The organism is Marinospirillum celere (assembly GCF_900112235.1).
Taxonomy (GTDB): Bacteria; Pseudomonadota; Gammaproteobacteria; order Pseudomonadales; family Halomonadaceae; genus Marinospirillum; species Marinospirillum celere.
The window spans coordinates 640968-659168 of sequence record NZ_FOLH01000001.1 but is presented as its reverse complement, the minus strand read 5'-3'; the positions used below and the strand labels follow the sequence as shown (position 1 = coordinate 659168).

Here is an 18201-nt window from a genome sequence, read left to right as displayed (position 1 = left end):
TGTCTAGGGTAATTAAAAATCAGGGACAATCGCTGGCGAAGCTATCAAAACCAGGGTTGCCTTGGTACATCACATCCACTTCAGGATCACCGCCTTCGTCCAAGGCAGAAAGATAGAGGGCTGCAAAGTGCTTGTAACCACCATAGGAGCCAAAGCGGTTTTTGCCGTTCACTTCACCACAAAGCATGTAGCTGGTTGCATTAGAAATGAATTCTTTTACGAACTCGGAAGCATTGGGATCATAGGAAGCAATTTCCTGAACTCGAAAACGGGTTGCTTCAGGCTCCCGGTACTGCTGGGAAATTTGTGCCTTGATCGTCTCCCTGACTTCATCTTCGACATGGTGGACACGGTTGGGATCTGACTTACAAGCGGATAAAAAGAGCGCCAAAACAGCAACGCCAAACAAGGAAAAGCGCATGAGATCTCCTGAATTAACTGGGCTTAAAGTCAACAGCAACAGCTTTCTTCAAAGTTTACACAAAATGTAACTTAAAGAGAAACGATCTAACAGTTTAGTTGATTGACATATTCCAGCCAGGCATCGGCAGCCATGGGTTTTGCATAATAAAACCCCTGAACCTCATCACAACCCAATTTTTTAAGCTCAGCCAACTGCTCACTGGTTTCTACCCCTTCGGCCAAAACCTTAAAACCTAAAAGTTGGCCCATTTTGACGATCATGGCTGCTATCACTCGAGCTTCATCCTGCTCTGCAACCAGCTGTACAAAAGAGCGATCGATCTTTAAACGATCAACGGTAAGCTGCTGAAGGTAACTGAGCGATGAATAGCCAGTTCCAAAGTCATCGATAGCTATTTGTACCCCCAGGTCACGTACCTCGGCCAGCAGATCAACAACAGTTTCAGCGTTTTCCATCATCACCGTCTCGGTGATTTCCAGTTCCAGGTTTTTAGGGTTAATACCTGTTTTCTGAACCACTCCCGTGAGCATTTCCAAAAAATGCACATCCAGTAATTGGCGCATGGAAACATTAACTGCCACTGTCAGTTCTAAACCCGTTTCCTGCTGCCAATGCAGCTGTTGACGACAGGCCTCTTCAAGCACCCAAGCACCAATGCTGACAATATGGCCCGAACTTTCTGCAGCAGGAATAAAATCAACCGGCGAAACGAGTTCACCATTTCGCCGCCAACGTAACAGGGCCTCAGCACCAACTAAACGCGAGGTTTTCAGTGCAATTTGCGGCTGAAAATGCAGTTCCAGCTCACTTCTGGCAACACTATGCCGGAGTTCACTGGCAGTCTGCAGACGCTGCTGTAAAACCTGGTCAAAACCCTTGTTGAATAACCGCAAGCCACCTCTTTGGTTGGCCTTGGCATCTTTCATGGCAATGCTGGCATTTTGCAGCAAAGTGCCAGCCTTTTTGGCATGATCCGGATAGAGCGCAGCGCCCCAGGTAATACTCAAGGGGATTTCATACCCCCGCACAGTAAGGCCTTCATCCAGAGTCCATTGCAGCTTCTGCAATTGCTTGGTCAGCTCAGTAATATGTTTGCCTGGAATCAAAAGACAAAAGCTATCTGCTGACAACCTGGCCAACTCACAGTTTTGTCCGAAGGTCTGGCCCAAAAGCTCAGAGGTTAGCTGCAGGGTTTCATCCCCCACCTGATGGCCTAAACCATCATTCACTGCTTGAAAGTTATCCAAATCAGCCAGTAAGAGTGTAAAAGGCTGATTCACCGCTATGGTTTGTTCCAGCAGGCGAATAAAAGCACTACGGTTAGGTAAGCTGGTTAGCGGATCGATAAATGCCAGATGCTCAACCTGCTCAAAAAGCTGAGCATTATCAAAGCCCACGGCAACATTAACCGAGAACAGCTTGATCAAGCGAATATCCATTTCTGACAGGGGCCTACGGGTTTCAATCCGCACCACCAGCTCATCCTTGTGGGGTGAACGTATATAAAAAGTTATGTGGTCTTCTTCGATGCAGCTTTCCTGGTTTTGCAGCACCTTTTCGACTTCCTTCTGCAGGCCGGCATCACCTAATTTTTCTATGGGTTGGCCCACCCAGGGCGAATAGCGGCCTAATCCAGCCAAAATCTTAACCTGCTGATCTCGGACATCCTCATGACAACAAATAAAACCATTTTCATCAATTCCCAGCAGGCTACACAGCTGTATGAGCACCCCTTTAGCAAATTTTGAAGCCGAGCGCTCCAAAAACAAACGTGGAGCACTTTCAATAATCAAAGCCAAACCCTGCCTGCTGCGTTCTATCACCTGTATTTGCTGATATGAGCGCAAAGCTGAAGTTAGGCTGGTAATCAGGCGAGTGCGGGAAAGCTCATTTTTTTGCTTATAGTCATTGATATCGTAACGATTAACGACTTCCAGCTCGGGCGCATAACCCGGCTGTCCGGTACGCAAAATAATTCGCAGGCTGGAATACTCCAGGGTTTCACGAATATAGCTGATCAGCTCCAAGCCGGCTTGTTCAGACTCCATGACCACATCCAGCAGAATACAGGCAAAATCTGGGTGCTTTTTTAGGAGTTCGCAGGCTTCTACAGCAGAATAAGCGCTGTAACATTCCAAGGGGCGATCTAGAATATCCACGCCCTGAAGAGCAAAGCGTGTTGCCTCATGCACTTCCTCTTCATCATCAACAATCAGAATCGGCCAAGGGATTTCAGTTCCAGAATCTGTTTGCTGGGTTGCTAGACTCTCATCAGCAAAAGTAAAAAACTCATCACTTACAGAATTTTCGTTACTCACTCATCACCTCGGGCTGCTGATTTGAGAGGGGCCTTCAACGGCAGGTTCATCGCCAGAGCTACTCCTTGACCCGGCGTGCTGGTGATATGTACTTCACCACCCAAAATACCGCGCACTATGCTGTACACCAAATGCAAACCCAGCCCGGAACCACCCTGCCCCAACCGGGTTGTAAAAAAGGGTTCAAAGGCCTTTTGTAGATGCTCAGGCGACATCCCCTTACCATCATCCATCACTATTACTTGCACCTGATTTTCATGACGTAATTGCGCTTGTATCTTGATATTTCCAGGTTTTTCATCTTCAAAAGCATGTACCAGTGCATTATTAACGCAATTGGAGATCACCTGCCCCAAGGGACCGGGATAAGAGTCCATAGCTATCCCTTCAGGAATTTCCAGGAAAATCTGATGCGTTTGATGCTTAAATTGAGGACGCAGGGTATACACCACCTCATTCACCACCTGCTTTAAGTCGAACTTGCGGCGCTGGGAGCTGGTTTGATCCACCGCGACCTGTTTAAAATTGCTAACCAGCTCAGCGGTTCTGTGTAGGTTTCTATTCAACAAAGCTCCAGCATCTTCCACCTGAGCCACAAACTGATCCAACTGCGAACGCTTCAGGCTTCCTGCCTCTAAAACCTTTTTAAAATCAATGGTTAGGGCTTCAACCGAGGTAGCCACTGTCAGGCAGTTACCCACTGGGGTATTAATTTCATGCGCAACCCCCGCCACTAGGCCACCCAGAGAAGCCATCTTTTCGGCCTGAATCAGCCCATCTTGAGCCTGTTTAAGATTTTGCAGTGCTTCTTCGGCAAGAACCCTGGCTTCATGGGCCTTACGCTCAGATTCAGCCTGACGCTGAAGACTGGCGTTATACTCGCTAATCAAGTAACACAGTTCATCCTGAGTATGCCAATCCACTGTTTGACGCTCACCGGTTTGGTGGTAATGGCGCAAGGAATCAGCCACTCTTTCCAGCGGCCTTAAAATGATTTTCCGAAAGGCCTGAAAGGTTGCAATAGCCAATGCCAGGCACAACAAAATAACCAGCGCAGAAAGGTAGCCTATCTCCCGGTAAACAGCGCCCCAAACACTGGCTTCTTGAATATAAAGGGTAACTTCAGCCAGCTGCTCTTCTTCGCCTTGGTGTATGTACAAAACGGGGGCAGCAAAGCTTCTTAAGTGCTCACGAGTTACTTCCGAGCAATCGCCTATTTCACTGCCATTCATCAAGCCTCTTGCAAATTCCATACTCACGCAGCGAACTTCAGGCTCATCCTGTACCGATTCCAGCAAGGTATTCACAATGCCATCAGAAAATTGCCAGACGGGCTCACTCAGCAGGTGCGCCAACTGTGCCGCCTGGCCTTGATAATACTGCTGCTGGCTGCGCTTCTGACTGGTCAGTTCCTGGTAAATCAGAATCAAAATAAACACCAATGCAACCAATACCAGTACCGGAAGGACTAGTTGGAGGTACTTCTTAGTCAACGATGTTTTCTTATTGGCAGGCATTAGCTAAAAGTAGCAGAATCCTATTAGTATTCATATTTCTTGCGCAGTTCTTCACCGTAAATTTCGCGAATTTCGGCCAAACTGCGCCAGATCTTTTGGGCCAGCTCAGGATCACTTGCCACCAACCCATGTGAAAGCATCAGAAAATAGTCCTTATCCTCAACTGGAGGAAATTCTTTAAGAATACTCTGATAACGATCGTCGGCTTCAGAAAGGAAGGCATCTGCTGTCACATCCTGTAAAACCGCCCCTTCCAAACGGCCCAACAATAACATCAACATGGCATTGCTGGTTCCTGGAACCTCCTGAACACTCAAGCCACGCTGCTTAAGATCCTGAACGATGGAATAACCACGTGGCGCGCCCAAGGACTGCAAGGCTTCAGCAGAACCCTGAAAAGCCTCCCCGTCCCAACTCAAGGAAGAATCAGCCCTTCGATACAGAGAATAGCGAATCCCAGTAATGCGCTTGGAAGAATCGACCTCACCTGTATGGGTTCCATCCAGCGTTGGATACCAGCCGATCTCCAAGCGGTCACTCAGATAACTGGCGTTGAAAATACCATCGTACTGATTGCTGGCTAAACCAGAAAGACAGCGGCCCCAGGGCGCTCTGACAAGAGTAATGGAGATATTGGAAATCTTGGTTTCAAGAAGCTGAACCATTTCCACAGCCACACCAGGATACTCAGGCAAAACTTCATAAGTATCACCCATGTAATAAGGGGGCTGCTCTTTGTTCTCATAGGCAATAACCAGTTGCCGCGTTTCAGCCCAGAGCCAACCTGGCGCCAAAAGCCCAACAACCAGCAACACCACTAGCTTGCTTTGGCTGATCATCATTATTCTTCTTATCTGCCTGCTGTAAGCATTAGAGCCTTTTTTCAGGCTTCAGTTCTTATACCAGAATATTTTGAAAAGCGCTTGAAAAGCAATAGTTTGTTTAAGATCAGTATGGAACAGCCCAGCTCAAGCAGTAAGAGCTGCCCCTTTTCATTCAGAATCAAAATTACTCCTGCGGAGCGTTTCGCTGGGAAGGATCCGTTTTGAAATCTCCGACCAGGTTGTGAGGATTAATTTTTGCTCGATGCTCCCTCGCAGCCTGAGCCCACCAAACCAGTTGACTAAAGGTTCTGCCAAAATAATCAAACCAGGATGCTTGCCCTTCCCCTGATTGTAGCGAACCATCGGGTGCAAAGACTTCTTGTGCCTTAGGTACATGTATCATTGCAGAAACCGGCAGGCAGCCTAGCTCTGAAAGAAATGTACGCATACCAATTGCCGCACGCATTCCACCCCACTGGCCTGCTGAATAGGTCATGATGGCGCTAGGCTTGTAAGAAAATAAAGAACTACCAAAGTGGTTTAGCAGATTGGCAAGCGCAGGGCTCATTGAATGATTGTATTCAGGGCTAATCATAATAAACCCATCAGCAGCCTCTATCTTGTCGGCCAGCTGATTGAGCTCAGAAGGTGCCTTACTCCTTGGATAGGAAAAATGAGGTTTAAAAACAGTTTCAAGCGGATAGTCCAGAGCATCAACCAACTCGACTTCATGTTCTTTATAGCGAAGGTGCAGGCATTCGAGAGCCGCCTTTGCAACTCGAACACCAAGACGAGCAGGCTTCGGAGGTGTGCTATCGCGTAGAGTGCCCAAAAAAACTAAAAACTTCATTTACAACTCCTCTCATGCCTTATCAGACTAAAATATATACTGTTGCATTATGGACCACCGCCTAAACAAAATAGTGCCTGGAGCTACCAGAGGCCATCAGCCAGTTTACTTAAGATCGAAACTCTGTGCTCCTGGTACTGGCCTGAAGACTTGCGCCAGAAGCTGTGAGTTGAGTGACCACGGGGTTTTAAAATAGCTGCAAAGCGGTATAGTTAAGCCTCTCAATCGAGAAAAATACAAAAACAATAGAGGCTATTAACATGAGTGGTAACAATGCAGTTTTACCAAGAAACACCGAGCCGGTACCGGTCAACCCCTTCAGTTCACACACGGTCGCCTTCTCCCACTACAACAACCTTTCTGCTCAACTCCCCATCGATCCGAATACTGGCCAGCTGGTGGTCGGCGGTATAAAAGAACAAGCCCGGCAGTGCCTTGCAAACATCAAAACGATTCTGGAAAGCATTGATCACAGCCTGAGCGATGTGGTCCGAATCACCCTGTTCGTGACAGACATCAAGGACGTTGAGCAGGTGGATGAAGTCTATAAAACCTTCTTTACTCACTACCTGCCCACTCGCACAGTGGTTGCCGTTGCGGCCCTGCCGCTGGATGCGCAAGTACAGATCGAAGCCCTGGTTTCCAATGGCGTGGGCACCATCCCCAATGCGCCCCAGGCTGGCGATTTGATCAAGCAGGTTAACAACACCTCAGAAGCGCCGCTGGACCCCCTTTCCAGCCAGACAGTGGCTTTCTCCCACTACAACAACCTGTCGGCTCAGTTACCGCTGGATCCGAAATCCGGTCAATTGGTCGTGGGTGGTGTTGAAGAACAGGCCGCGCAGTGCCTGAAGAATATCAAGGCCATTCTGGAAAGCATTGATGTACCCCTGGATGACATCGTCAAAATCAACATTTTCCTTACCGACCTTGCCGATATCGAAGCCGTTAATCGTGTGTATTCGCGCTTCTTCCCCGACTCAGCCATTGCCAGAGCCACGGGTTACCTGCCAGCAAGAACCGTGATTCAGGCGGCTGCCCTGCCCATGCATGCTCAGGTGCAAATTGAAGCCGTAGTGTCCCATGGTGACGGCACCCCACCCCAGGCCGTTGAGGACAGACACAAGATCATTGTCGAGGCGAACACTACAGAACGCGCGCCCCTTTGCTCCCTGTCCACGCAAACTGTGGCTTTTTCTCATTACAACCATCTTTCCGCGCAGTTGCCCCTCGACCCCAAAACTGGCCAGCTAGTAGCGGGTAGCATTAAGGAGCAAACCCGGCAGTGTCTGGAGAACATAAAGGCCATCGTGGAAAGCATTGATCACGCGCTGGAGGATGTGGTCAAGGTTAATCTCTTTATTAAAGACCTTGCAGACATCGAAGCCATCAACTCTGTCTACGCCAGCTACTTTCCTGAAGGTACACCGGCACGAAGGCTTGTTGGTGTGTCCGCCTTGCCTGAAGGTGCATTGATTCAGGTTGATGCAGTCGTCTCCAACGCGGAAGGCACACCACCGCTTGTTTAAGAGAACGGCCCACCCCGGAAGCTTCAAGCGGGGTTGATTCAATAGCAATCACCAAGCCACTTCTCAGGAGTGGCTTTTTATCCTCCCCCTTAGCAGTGCTAAATGCCTGAAATCCACTCATAACAGCTTTTCTGAGGTTTTTGCATGGCTTTAGATTCTGGGTGAGTGAAGCCCTAAAACTGGTAGCAAGCTCGTCTTCGCGATTAGCCAAATATTTGTAGAAGTTCCAACCCGGCCACTGCGCCGGTTTTTTATTGCCTGGAAAAAGGTTTGACCAACACCCACTAAAAGCTGGACAACCTGCATGAAAGAGACCCCGCCTTCCCAAGAAAGATTTACTTCAGTCAAAGATCCTTCTTTCTTCGCAAGGATTCGATTGAGCGCTGGCTGGAGCAAAAAGAAAAAGGCACAGCATGATGGTCATTTTTCGGTCATTTCTACCTGCCAAAAAATACCAGACATAAAAAAAGCCGCTTAGAGTGTATCTAAGCGGCTTTTTTTTACTGCATTTTTTGGTAGGACTAAGCGGACTCGAACCGCTGACCTCTACCATGTCAATATTGAACACCTAACCCACTGTTTTTATTCAGAACTGAATTTTTCTTACCTTATCTGTACTTATCTGCAGAAACACCCTCCAAGACAAGTACGCACCGCCTTCATTTTCGTACATTTAGCTACATTTCTGGGCACATTTGTCGCTAAAATACTTTGACCTTCGCACCCTGCTATGGCAGGATTTTCTGACGAGGTAGCAGACTGGTTATGGACATATATTTTTTAATATTAATTGTAAAATTTTTATGCTAGACGCTAAGGATTTTACTCTAAAATCATCACTGGAGCGGCCTGTGAACAAGGCAAAAAACTCAACTTCAGTCTATTTCTCGCCTTTTTTTTCTGTCTCTGGTGTGCGGCGGGTGATCAAAACAGGAGAGATCGAAGAGCTAAGTGGCGGGCAGTTACATAGCCCCATTCTGGTCACTATGATTACACCACTGGTCACCAAAACATCCGGCGGCTACCGACTCTTGAACCATAGTGACGCCCGCCTGACCAAGCTCCTGAATGGGTTTGACTCAAAAACGCGAATCGAGGTACTGGAGGTCATTGAAAGCACCAAGCAGGAGCTTGAACGGATCGAGTACCTGGCTGGTCAAGTTTTTCCTCAAATCACCTCAGCTGTCCCTGCTAAGGATTTTTTGTCTTCATTAGCAGCATCACAGCAGAAACAGCAGTGGACTGCCGAAGCGTTCGACCTGCAGCCACAACGCAAAAACACTGACGCACCCCTGACAGTTGCCGGTTTAACAAGTTTGTTGGGGAGAAACGGGCCTTCTCATGTAACAGTTGGCAAGGCGCTCAACGGAAAGCAAAAAAGCCGCAACAACTCAGCACCCCCAACGCCTCCTGGCGAGATAAATATTTTAGCTGAAAAGGCTAACCAACCGATGGCTGATGGAACATTGGATATGCTTATAAAGCATTCAGCTGAACCTTTCCAAGCCACACAAAGCAAAGGAGACAACCCACCCAACCTGCTTCCTGATATTTTCCAGGATGACGCCTGGACAAAAGCAGCAGATACCTGGGGAAAATACTCCCTCGAAAATCACGGTGTCCCTAGCTTTAGTGAAACCTGCAAAAAAATAACACAAATAAACGAGAATGATTTAATTTTATTTATATCTCGCTGCAATCAATTAAATATAAGCAAGGACAACGATAAACTTGATCAATTCGTAAGCAACATAATATCGTTCATCCATAAACACTCATGAATAAATATTTCTTTCTATCACAACAGTATATGCAGACTTTGGAGTTGCTTAAACGCCATGAGTTGTGGGATTTTGAGTTAGGAATTGAGCTAAGGCCATTAATACAATACTGCCTCCCTCCCCCAACGCTTGAGAATATTTATTTGATTGTGCGCTGGTTAGAGGCAATGGATTTTAATGAGGACTGGGCAAACCTTGATCTCTTAAAAAGATTGAGCAGGAAGTTACGCTATCACCCAGAGCGAAATCCAGATGAATATATCAAGGAGTATGGAAGCAGCCACCCTGTAGCCGCTGCAATCAGAAAAGTTCACAACCTGGAATGGGATTCAGAAAGTAAAAGACAAGCAATAAGCAGCCTTCTCAGCACGGTATTTGAGCATACCGGCCCAGCAGAGTTATTAGACGACACAGACTATTATCTGGATGTGTACCAGCTTAGAGACACGATTCTAGCAAAGCTGGCTGCAGAAAAAGGACTTCCTTTACAGGGGAATACGACCAAGGGCCTTGAAGCAAAAAACCGTCACACAGCTCCGATCCTTGATGGCAGGCGCTGGCTGGGCTGCGCTTTTAATGAATTGGATAGCGACCAGAGTTTTTGGCGAAATCCGCCTCATCTTAATTTCACCCATACAGTTAGTGACTCCCAAAAACCCAAGACACCTAAAAAACCGGATAGTGATCAACAGGATCAGAACCCCAACCAAATTGAGCTGAATGACAGCACTCTGACTAACTCAGAGCAGTTTTACGAACTGCACAACTTCGTGCCCCACTGGGTCAGAAGTAATGTCCGAAGCCATGCCAACAGCTACCAGCTTAGCTGGTCGAGTATCATCCGATATTGGAGTTTTCTGCTCGATAAAAATCGCCTGCCACAACTGTATATTTCTGTTTTGGCGCTGGTAATCGGTCTGCCCAAGCGCCGCTGGAGTAAAGCCACAGTTGGAAAAGCACCAGAGCTCGAAGGCCAAGAGATCATTTTTGATCCTGTCAATCAGTGCCTGTTCTATCGAGTGCTGAATGGCGCTACGAATTTTGAACACCAAAACAGGCTACACACCTCTGAAATCGTGGGTCTTGCCCTGCCTAAAAGCCTCGGCAGATGCCTGGATGAGCATCGCAGTGTATTTGAGGAGGGGGTCAAAGAAGAAAGAGCCGTGCGTGATTTCAGCGCGAACCACCCTGGCCCTAGTACCGGTATAAATCAGATGGCTCGATCGGGACATTGCCTGCTGAGAAGCTGCCTCATGTCAGAAGTCAGCGCCTTTACATTGGCAGGCAACCTCCCAATCGAGTTTAGAGCCAGGGCCTGCTATGTCACCACGACCAATGCCACCATCAATCAAAACTTTAGATGCACTGTGTCCTTGCTGAAAACTGAAATCAATCAGCGACTTTCTTCCGATCACCCTCTGAGAAAGCAAATCAATACTCTGCTTGAAGAGTGCTACAAAGAGCCCGTCAATTTTCATGTCGGCTCACAGCTGGGTCATAAGCCCCCACTTTTCAGCGATATCCAGCCCCCCAGACTTTCAGGCGATCAAGTGCTTGAAAAAGCCAATGGTCTTGAGCTTCATTTTTACTGGATGCTGCAGTATGCCTACGCAAATCGACCTGTAGGCCCTGGTACGGAAACCTTTTTATTGGACAATTTTCGGCTCCATCGCGACAAGGACTCAGCTGATTTTTTTGAGTCCAAGCTGATTTTTGAGCACTCCCTCGTACAAGCCCAGTTTCAAGAACTGATGAAATGCCGCCAAGCTTTGTTCCAGCAAAATAGCCAGGCATTGACCGACGAAACCAGCAGACCAATTGCTCTGTACCACCAACAAGATCGAGCAAGCGGAATGATTGCCTCCTCCCCTTTGCAAAGCCAGCAAGCGTCCCAGCTTGCTAAAAATTATTGGTCGCTTGCGTTCAATCATGATCGCACCAACGCCTCTCGTCACCAGTGCGCGACCTTCGCACACAAGCTAATGAGCGAAAATCATGCTGATCTCTGGCTAGGGCACCACATTGACGGCTGGGATGCTCTGGCACCCTTTTCTACAGCCCATCCTGAACTTTTCAATGAGCTCGAAATGCTTCAGAGCCAGTGGCTTGAAAAGCTCGGTTTCAAGCTTAAAAAGAGTCCTTTGTCATGAGTGCAATTTTGACGATTGCCGACCTTGACCCTGCACTGGAAGAACCTGGGTTTTGGACACAAAAGCGTCTGATGTATCTCAAGGCGATCCTGAAAGTTTGTGGAAATAGCCAACGCATTACCCCTAAGCAGTTGCCCAGGCTGGCATCCAGCCTAAAAGAAACCTATGCAGAATTTGTTGATGTCCCGTTGAGTTCAGACAAGAAGCTGACTCAGGAAGAAAAGCGACTGTTTAACGAGATTCTTGAAAAGCTTCAGGATGCAGGTTGGCGTTGCCATTTTTTTACACTCAAACAAAAACACCCTCGCCCCTCCGTACTACCCTCTGATCCCAAGTGTCTGATGGCACTTCATCTTATACAAGGTTTCCTGAAACGCTTCTGGAAGGGAGAGATACCCCTAGACCAAAACAGCCTCAAAGCTGCCCTCGTTCTGCACTTTGCCGCTCATACTGGCCTGGCTCCAGCCCACCTAAAAGAGGCGATCAACACCTGGCTCCTTGAGGGCTGGAACCAGCGCGACACCAAAATCAAGCTAGCCACCTACCATGAGTTCTACGCATTTTATTCGATCCCCGTTCCCCTGGGATGCCTGCTTCTAGCGCCCTCGATTGAATTGAAACCCCAGCAGGAGATTTCCGCCTTTAATCAACTAACAGTCGGGCTTCTTGAAACGGATCACCTAGACCAGCAGGCTCTAGGTAAACTTAAAACAGAGGAGATCCTCTATGCGGCCAGCCAGCTTGCAGTGATCCAGGGCCTTGAGCCAGTTATTTTCAGTCAACTCCAGGCCAAAAACCTCCCTATCCCGCCTGACGCCACTGATGGTCTAGGTTTTACTAAAAACAGTTTCGATGGGGCCAAATGGCCAGCACTTATTCGAAGAGAGCTCAAGGAAGAGGAAGATCACCGCTATCTTGAAGCGGTAGCCAACCATGAAGCCTACATAACCTCCGGAGAGTCTTATGCCGAATACCACAACAACACGCGCCCTCTAGTAGTCGAGCCTTTCATTCATATCGAGGTGGCTCTGCCTCAAGCCGACACCCTGGATACTGATGACCTTGCCCTGATTGGTTGGCACCAGGAAGCTAAAGCCGTTTTACGACTTATCAGGCACCGATTGAGGTCTTTTCTGGTTGATGACAGCGGTCATTTTGAAAATGCCAAGCTTACAGAACACCAGGTAGACTCGGCCTTGAAGGGTGCCAAAGATACTCTTTATCAGAATCTTGTAGAAAAAGCCGTAGAAAGCAGTAGCACTCACTATGAAGCTGACCGACTCATGGAACTGATTGATGAACTCCATCAAAAGTTCACTGCCTTTGATCTGGCTCTAGCTTGGATCGAGTATTCCTTGAAAGAGAGGCGGCATACTTTCAGCACCTGCAGTCAAGCGATCAGCACGCTATTTCTGCATGGCTTCCTTAACTTTCCAGCTAGTAGCAACCTCAAAGACTGGGGGGATGAAGATGCTGAAATTTTTGTCACTGAGTACCTTCTGTCCAGACAGAAGCAAGAGCTGAGCAATCAGACTTCCTTGCAAATTCAACAGACCTTCTCTCGGTTGCTTCAGTTTGCAAAAGCCGAACTTAAATTATTTGAGGGCATTTCCTTTCCAGTATCCAGCTCATCAGAGCCACTTCAGAGAACTTGGCGCTACAACCCGCCCCGGATGAAAGAGTTTGATCTAGCACTCCAGAAAATCAATAAAAAAGATCGAACACAACTTCAGGTGGCTGCCATCTGGGTTTTGGCTTTTTATGGCGGTCTAAGGTCTGGAGAAATCACCAACCTAACCCTGGATCGCCTAGTGGTTAGCAAAGACGAGCTCGTCATCTACCTGCCCGCATTTAAAACACCCTCTGCAAGACGCTGCGTACCCCTTCACCTGCTTGCACCACCCAAAGCTGTGCAGGTGGTGCGTGATGCTTGGGAGTATCGCCAGATAGACTTTGATCGACATAAACGCAAGACGACGCTTGCTACTCGTCAACCCTTGAGCAAAATCCGTTTTTTGTCACTGGATCGATCCGTCACCCAGAGTAGCTCCTATAAAATTGTAGGCCTTGCACGTGAGCAGCTGCAGAAAGCGTTGGGCGAAAAGTCCGATCTGCACCTGCTTCGCCACGCTTTTGCGACACATCTCTTTATGCGCTGGTATGTCGCACGCTACCCTGAACTTATCCCCGAGCTTTTGGATCACAAGCACTGGGTATACAGCAGCAAAGGGCTAAAGGCTTTTCGGTCTCTTCTTGGGGCTAATCCTAACGACCCCCTCCCCGCCTCTCATGTTACCGGCATGGTTCACCTGATTAAGCTGATGGGGCATAAAACCACCACGACTTTTTTTGAGGTCTATGTCCATAGCTTTGAAAGCGTTGCTCAACATGCACTTAAACGTATCCAGGCTGAATCAGAAGATTTCCAACTGCATAGCAGGCTGATTACCGGATTACTACCTGACATGGCTTCCAAGGATTCCAGAGCAAAACTGCAGGATAAAAGTTTGCAGGCAGCTGTCCGGCACCTTGCCAAAAAAAAGGGGGTTGAGATTACCCCTCCCCCTTAAACACTCAGCAAACTTCAGTTATCAAACCGGGTTGCCAGTAGTGATTGCTACCCAGGTTCCTGAAGCCCGATTGCCATGGCTGATTACCAAAAGATTGCCTCTGGCCACTGACCATTGAACTTTGCCCATCGGCATCACGCACATAACGAGCGAGACTGATCATCGGCTTCACACCATAACGAGCACCGGGCGATGCTGATGTCCAGATATGACGCAAGGCATGGGCAGCATCAGGCTCCTGCATTTCCAGCCAGCTCAGGGAGCTGCTGCACAATTCCAGGGTCATGCTGGAATGATCGACCAGTTTACCCAGGGTTGTCTTGATCCCTCTCTGATTTAAGGTGACGGCTTTACCTATGTCGTGAAGCAAACCACCCACAAAGGCGATATCTCGCATTTTTTCAGACATGTCTGGCTCAAAGCATTCGATCATGCGTTGCGTCGCATGGGCTACTTCCAGTGAATGCCATAGCAAACCGGCAACATAACTATGATGAAAGCTATAGCTAGCTGGGTTCACTAGAAAACCTTCCAGGACACGCTTTTGCATCAAAGTACGCCAGACAAACTCCCGTAGGCAGGTTGTTTTTAGTCCCATGATGCTGTCTTTCAGGTAGTTTGAGGCATTGGCATCCGGGCAAAGTGTTTTTGGAAATCCTGCAGCTGCAGACATAAAAGGATAAACCCAGGGGTCTTGCTTTATCAGAGTTGAAACCTTGAAGTAGCTTTCTTGAGGCGTGCTCACCATGCAACCCACTGCATCGACAAAATCCAGACGTGATAAGCCACCTTGAACGCGGATGACATCGGCATCAACCCTTGCCAGCCAAGTTCCCATCATGAAGTCCAGGGTTACCTGGTATCCGGCCTGTTCATTAGCGGGGTCCAGGGGCTTTACATCAAGTACAGTAAACTTGCAGCGCAAGGAGCCTTCAGTGCGTTCAATTGTTTTATGAGTATTCATTGGCAAACCCTCGTGTCATCAATAACTGATCAATAGCCGAGCCATCTTGTCGCGTTAAATTAGGGACGTAGCGTGAGTAGATGGTGAATAGCATCTGAGTCGTGGTATGCCCCATCTGGCGCGCAATCCACTCTGGGTTTTCACCGGCTGCCAGCCATAGAGTGGCTGCCGTATGGCGAGTCTGGTAAGGTCGCCGCTTTTTAAGGCCAAGCTCTTTGAGAAGCGGGTACCAGACCCGCTGGGTCACATTCCGGTGCTCAAAAGGCTTCCCCTTGCTGTTGCAAAACACAAAGCGCGAGTTTTGCGGGGCCACCTCGCTCTGGCGTTTCAGAGCTTCGTACACGGGAGAAGACATCTCCACTTCACGGCGAGATTCAGGAGTTTTGGTGGTTTCAATTCGACCCTGCACCACCGTTTCCCTGACCAGAATCTGACGGTTATCAAAGTCGACATACTGCCATTGCAGTCCATCAACCTCTGCTGTCCTTAAGCCTGTGAAGAAGCGGACAGTGAAATAGTTTTTGTAATCCTCGCGCACGGCTTTCAAGATCTTCTGTACCTCAATGAGCGAGAAAGGATCAACATCCGTTCGCCCCACCTTGAGCGGTTTAATCCCAGTCATGGGTGTGATAAATTCAAAGCGGTCGGCAGCATTCTCAAGGATCATGCGCAAAGGCGTCATGATATGGTTGATCCGGTCATTGGACAGCTGGGTTTCTGTTGTTCCGCGAGTCACTTTGGCGAGGGATGCGCGAAATTTCAGAACCTGAGCCTTGTTGATGCTGGCGACCTCCTGATCCCCAAACTCTGGAATCAGATGTTTATCCAGCGTGCCTCGTACATTTTTCATGTATGAGCGCTTCCAGCAAATCTGGTTTTCCTCAAACCACTCCTCACAAAAGTCCTTGAAAAGGGGTGTTGCCGGTTCGCTTTCCACTGAAAAGCCCTGCTGACCAGGCAAGTCCAGCTTTTCGAGCATTTTGCTGTTAGGAAAATAGGCCCGGTAATCAAAGGTGCCTACCGAGATTTCAGCTTCAATCCGCTGCAGGAGCTTTTCCAGCTTGCGACGATTTTGAGTCGTATCAGGTAACAGTGTCTGCTCTCTGCACCGCATCCCCTGGTAGCGAAAGTCGATAAAAAGATTACCGCCCTTCCCTCTGCTGCGTACACTAGCCATGGCAGTAACCTCCATTACTCATAGGGATACCTGTCATGGGTTGTGTCGAATAGCGGCTCATTTCATCTTCAATGGCTTCCCAGACATAGAGGACTTTTCGACCACCAAAGGGGCGTACATAATGAACCCCTTCGAAAAGCACTCGGTCTTTCAGCGACTGGGTGATATACCTGGGGTTGTAGTGCAAACGCTCGGCCAATTGCTTGACGGTCAGGTAAGTAGACATCGTTATCGCTCCTCTTTTGTAGAAAGATATCTACAAATTAACACCGATAAACTACATGTCAAGCCACTTTTGTAGATAAATTGCATCATCCATAGCAAATAATGGATAATGGTCGAGCAATAAAATCAAAGTGAGATGAACATGATTCGATTCAGGCTAAAAGAGCTGATGGCCGACAAGGGCTTCAAAGAAAAGAGGCGCATTACCTACGACGAAGTAGCCGAAGCCACTGGCATCCATCGAACCACCCTGTCCAAGATTGCCAATCAGTATGGCTATAGCACCACCACTGACGTGCTGGACAAGCTATGCACTTATTTTGAGTGTGAGTTAGGGGAGTTAGCTGAGCACTTAGGGCCAAGCACTGGCGAAGGAGCCTAGTGCACTACTTAGCAGGGTTAGCTCTAAGTAATACACTTATTTTATGTTAACAAAGTCTCCCTTCCTTTTGGTGGAGTGACTGCTTGAGCTCAGATAGAATATCTAAAACTCATCAAAAGTGTGAAAACTCATGGACAATGTGCAAGCCCACCTCGAAGCAGTAAAGTCAGATCCAGCTACCCAGACAGAGACTCAAGCACCTCAGGTTCTTCAAATCGAGTTAAGCAAGGTGTTGGTCAGCAAACAAGTGAGGTCAACCTTCGATGAAGATGAGCTTGCCGACCTGGCCAAATCAATCCAGCAAGATGGTCAAAGGGCGCCCATTGAAGTCACTCGCTCTTGCGAGCCAGGCTTTTATGAGTTACTCACGGGAGAGCGTCGCTTTCGGGCTCTTGGCATGCTTAACGCATCTACCGTCATGGCCATCCTGGTTGACAAACCGAAAACAAATCACGATAAAACTGCTCTGCAGCTAGTCGAAAACATCCAGCGTGAAGAGCTCACACCATTAGAAATCGCCTCAGCAATCCACGCACTCAGTGAAAACGGACTCTCTGGTAAAGAGATAGCCCAAAAAACCGGCAAGAGCACAACTTGGGTCTCACGCTACACCTCCCTCAACAAGCTGCCCGACTTTATCGCTGAACTGCTGGAAAACAAGGCTACTGGAGATATTTCTCTGGTCCTGGCTCTTCACAAGGTTGCCAAACTGGATCAGGGTTCAGCCAAGAAGCTTGCTAGTGCGGTCAAAGCCAAACGCATTGGAAGAAAGCAGATCGAAGATACACTAGAAGAACTAAAGTCTGGTAAAAAGGTAGCGGACTCTGTTGAACAGCCCTCTTTGACTGCCCCGAACCCAGATGCAATTAAATACCGTCTAATCAAACCCGAGAAGTTTGCTGCACAAGTACAGGCAAAGCTGGAAAGCGGCGAAAAAGTAAAAGGGCGTTTGTTGATCGATCGTTTTGCTACGATCAACAATGAGGAAGTAGCTGAGGACTGGTGTTGGCTAGAGCTGAAAGATGGCACCAAGGCCTGTGTTAAAACCAGTAGCGTACAGCTTCTTAGACTCAACAGCTTGTAGAATTTCACATGTGAAATTCAATACAGCCTTTCGCTTTTCAAACTTATTGTCTGTTCTTCTTTGGCACCCTTGAAGCGAACAGCCATCGAAAAAAGCAATAAGCCAGCATCCAGCCATAAAAGGGCCAAACCATGACAACAAGTAGCCAGTCCTTCATAGTGTAGCTGCTCATTTTTTCCATAGGATTAGCCCTACTTAAAAGCCAGTAAATCATGTAAATGAAAGCAAGAGTGTCACCGTAGATAATTAAGGCTTGGAAGTGTTCCGCCACAAAAAACATAACCGGACTATAGCTGGCATCAAAAATACCAACCAGAAAATTTGTGAGCAGAAGCCAGAAAAACGATGCGGAAAACATCACTACCCAAAGCGTGAAAAAAGTCATCATTTATTAATATATACCTCG

15 protein-coding genes are annotated in these 18201 nt (G+C 47.9%); 6 read left to right on the top strand and 9 right to left on the bottom strand.

Features of this window, described 5'->3' with window-relative positions:
• Positions 1-19 precede the first annotated feature (19 nt).
• The 5 genes from BM185_RS03115 to BM185_RS03095 all read right to left on the bottom strand — a co-directional run bounded on the left by BM185_RS03115 (position 20) and on the right by BM185_RS03095 (position 5933).
• Positions 20-421 carry a hypothetical protein gene (locus BM185_RS03115; protein ID WP_091959106.1) on the bottom strand — a complete coding sequence of 134 codons (402 nt, stop codon included), beginning with the start codon at positions 419-421 and terminating at the stop codon, positions 20-22.
• An 86-nt stretch (positions 422-507) separates the two neighbouring features.
• Positions 508-2742, bottom strand: a complete 2235-nt coding sequence (locus BM185_RS03110; RefSeq protein ID WP_091959103.1) for a bifunctional diguanylate cyclase/phosphodiesterase — start codon at positions 2740-2742, stop codon at positions 508-510.
• Positions 2739-4235 carry a sensor histidine kinase gene (locus BM185_RS03105; RefSeq protein ID WP_177203453.1) on the bottom strand — a complete coding sequence of 499 codons (1497 nt, stop codon included), beginning with the start codon at positions 4233-4235 and terminating at the stop codon, positions 2739-2741. Before BM185_RS03105 ends, BM185_RS03110 begins: the two co-directional genes overlap by 4 nt.
• Positions 4236-4282: 47 nt before the next feature.
• On the bottom strand, positions 4283-5101 hold the full coding sequence (locus tag BM185_RS03100) for a substrate-binding periplasmic protein (protein WP_091959096.1): 819 nt from the start codon (positions 5099-5101) through the stop codon (positions 4283-4285).
• 166 nt (positions 5102-5267) lie between these two features.
• Entirely contained in the window at positions 5268-5933 is a 666-nt protein-coding gene (locus tag BM185_RS03095) for an NADPH-dependent FMN reductase (RefSeq protein WP_091959093.1), read from the bottom strand.
• Positions 5934-6193: 260 nt separating this feature from the next.
• Here BM185_RS03095 and BM185_RS03090 point away from each other — a divergent pair, with 260 nt between their 5' ends.
• The 4 genes from BM185_RS03090 to BM185_RS03075 all read left to right on the top strand — a co-directional run bounded on the left by BM185_RS03090 (position 6194) and on the right by BM185_RS03075 (position 13963).
• Complete coding sequence (locus BM185_RS03090; protein WP_091959090.1) at positions 6194-7462, top strand: RidA family protein; 1269 nt, start codon at positions 6194-6196, stop codon at positions 7460-7462.
• 851 nt (positions 7463-8313) lie between these two features.
• Positions 8314-9243 carry a hypothetical protein gene (locus tag BM185_RS03085; protein WP_091959087.1) on the top strand — a complete coding sequence of 310 codons (930 nt, stop codon included), beginning with the start codon at positions 8314-8316 and terminating at the stop codon, positions 9241-9243.
• A complete protein-coding gene (locus BM185_RS03080; RefSeq protein WP_143089471.1) occupies positions 9240-11393 on the top strand; it encodes a hypothetical protein in 2154 nt (717 codons plus the stop codon). The genes BM185_RS03085 and BM185_RS03080 overlap by 4 nt, the downstream gene beginning before the upstream one ends.
• Positions 11390-13963, top strand: a complete 2574-nt coding sequence (locus tag BM185_RS03075; protein WP_091959081.1) for a site-specific integrase — start codon at positions 11390-11392, stop codon at positions 13961-13963. Before BM185_RS03080 ends, BM185_RS03075 begins: the two co-directional genes overlap by 4 nt.
• A gap of 4 nt (positions 13964-13967) precedes the next feature.
• Here BM185_RS03075 and BM185_RS03070 read toward each other — a convergent pair whose 3' ends face one another.
• Genes BM185_RS03070 through BM185_RS03060 form a run of 3 tightly spaced genes read right to left on the bottom strand, consistent with a single transcriptional unit; the run spans position 13968 to position 16330 of the window.
• On the bottom strand, positions 13968-14927 hold the full coding sequence (locus BM185_RS03070) for an HD domain-containing protein (protein WP_091959078.1): 960 nt from the start codon (positions 14925-14927) through the stop codon (positions 13968-13970).
• On the bottom strand, positions 14914-16104 hold the full coding sequence (locus tag BM185_RS03065) for an Arm DNA-binding domain-containing protein (RefSeq protein ID WP_091959075.1): 1191 nt from the start codon (positions 16102-16104) through the stop codon (positions 14914-14916). Before BM185_RS03065 ends, BM185_RS03070 begins: the two co-directional genes overlap by 14 nt.
• Positions 16097-16330, bottom strand: a complete 234-nt coding sequence (locus tag BM185_RS03060; protein ID WP_091959072.1) for a hypothetical protein — start codon at positions 16328-16330, stop codon at positions 16097-16099. The genes BM185_RS03065 and BM185_RS03060 overlap by 8 nt, the downstream gene beginning before the upstream one ends.
• A gap of 141 nt (positions 16331-16471) precedes the next feature.
• Here BM185_RS03060 and BM185_RS03055 point away from each other — a divergent pair, with 141 nt between their 5' ends.
• Positions 16472-16711 (top strand): helix-turn-helix domain-containing protein, encoded by a 240-nt coding sequence (locus BM185_RS03055; protein ID WP_091959069.1) that lies wholly within the window; start codon positions 16472-16474, stop codon positions 16709-16711.
• 130 nt (positions 16712-16841) lie between these two features.
• Complete coding sequence (locus BM185_RS03050) at positions 16842-17795, top strand: ParB/RepB/Spo0J family partition protein (protein WP_091959066.1); 954 nt, start codon at positions 16842-16844, stop codon at positions 17793-17795.
• Between the two features lie 43 nt (positions 17796-17838).
• Here the strand turns inward: BM185_RS03050 and BM185_RS03045 are convergent, their stop codons facing one another.
• The gene (locus BM185_RS03045; protein ID WP_091959062.1) at positions 17839-18183 is read right to left on the bottom strand and encodes a hypothetical protein; all 345 of its coding nucleotides are present in this window, start codon (positions 18181-18183) and stop codon (positions 17839-17841) included.
• Positions 18184-18201 lie beyond the last annotated feature (18 nt).

What these genes read in the sequence shown, in the direction of transcription:
- BM185_RS03115 (WP_091959106.1), bottom strand. Translation starts at nt 421, where the DNA reads ATGCGCTTTTCCTTGTTTGGCGTTGCTGTTTTGGCGCTCTTTTTATCC.
- BM185_RS03100 (WP_091959096.1), bottom strand. Translation starts at nt 5,101, where the DNA reads ATGATGATCAGCCAAAGCAAGCTAGTGGTGTTGCTGGTTGTTGGGCTT.
- BM185_RS03095 (WP_091959093.1), bottom strand. Translation starts at nt 5,933, where the DNA reads ATGAAGTTTTTAGTTTTTTTGGGCACTCTACGCGATAGCACACCTCCG.
- BM185_RS03090 (WP_091959090.1), top strand. Translation starts at nt 6,194, where the DNA reads ATGAGTGGTAACAATGCAGTTTTACCAAGAAACACCGAGCCGGTACCG.
- BM185_RS03080 (WP_143089471.1), top strand. Translation starts at nt 9,240, where the DNA reads ATGAATAAATATTTCTTTCTATCACAACAGTATATGCAGACTTTGGAG.
- BM185_RS03075 (WP_091959081.1), top strand. Translation starts at nt 11,390, where the DNA reads ATGAGTGCAATTTTGACGATTGCCGACCTTGACCCTGCACTGGAAGAA.
- BM185_RS03070 (WP_091959078.1), bottom strand. Translation starts at nt 14,927, where the DNA reads ATGAATACTCATAAAACAATTGAACGCACTGAAGGCTCCTTGCGCTGC.
- BM185_RS03065 (WP_091959075.1), bottom strand. Translation starts at nt 16,104, where the DNA reads ATGGCTAGTGTACGCAGCAGAGGGAAGGGCGGTAATCTTTTTATCGAC.
- BM185_RS03060 (WP_091959072.1), bottom strand. Translation starts at nt 16,330, where the DNA reads ATGTCTACTTACCTGACCGTCAAGCAATTGGCCGAGCGTTTGCACTAC.
- BM185_RS03055 (WP_091959069.1), top strand. Translation starts at nt 16,472, where the DNA reads ATGATTCGATTCAGGCTAAAAGAGCTGATGGCCGACAAGGGCTTCAAA.
- BM185_RS03050 (WP_091959066.1), top strand. Translation starts at nt 16,842, where the DNA reads ATGGACAATGTGCAAGCCCACCTCGAAGCAGTAAAGTCAGATCCAGCT.
- BM185_RS03045 (WP_091959062.1), bottom strand. Translation starts at nt 18,183, where the DNA reads ATGATGACTTTTTTCACGCTTTGGGTAGTGATGTTTTCCGCATCGTTT.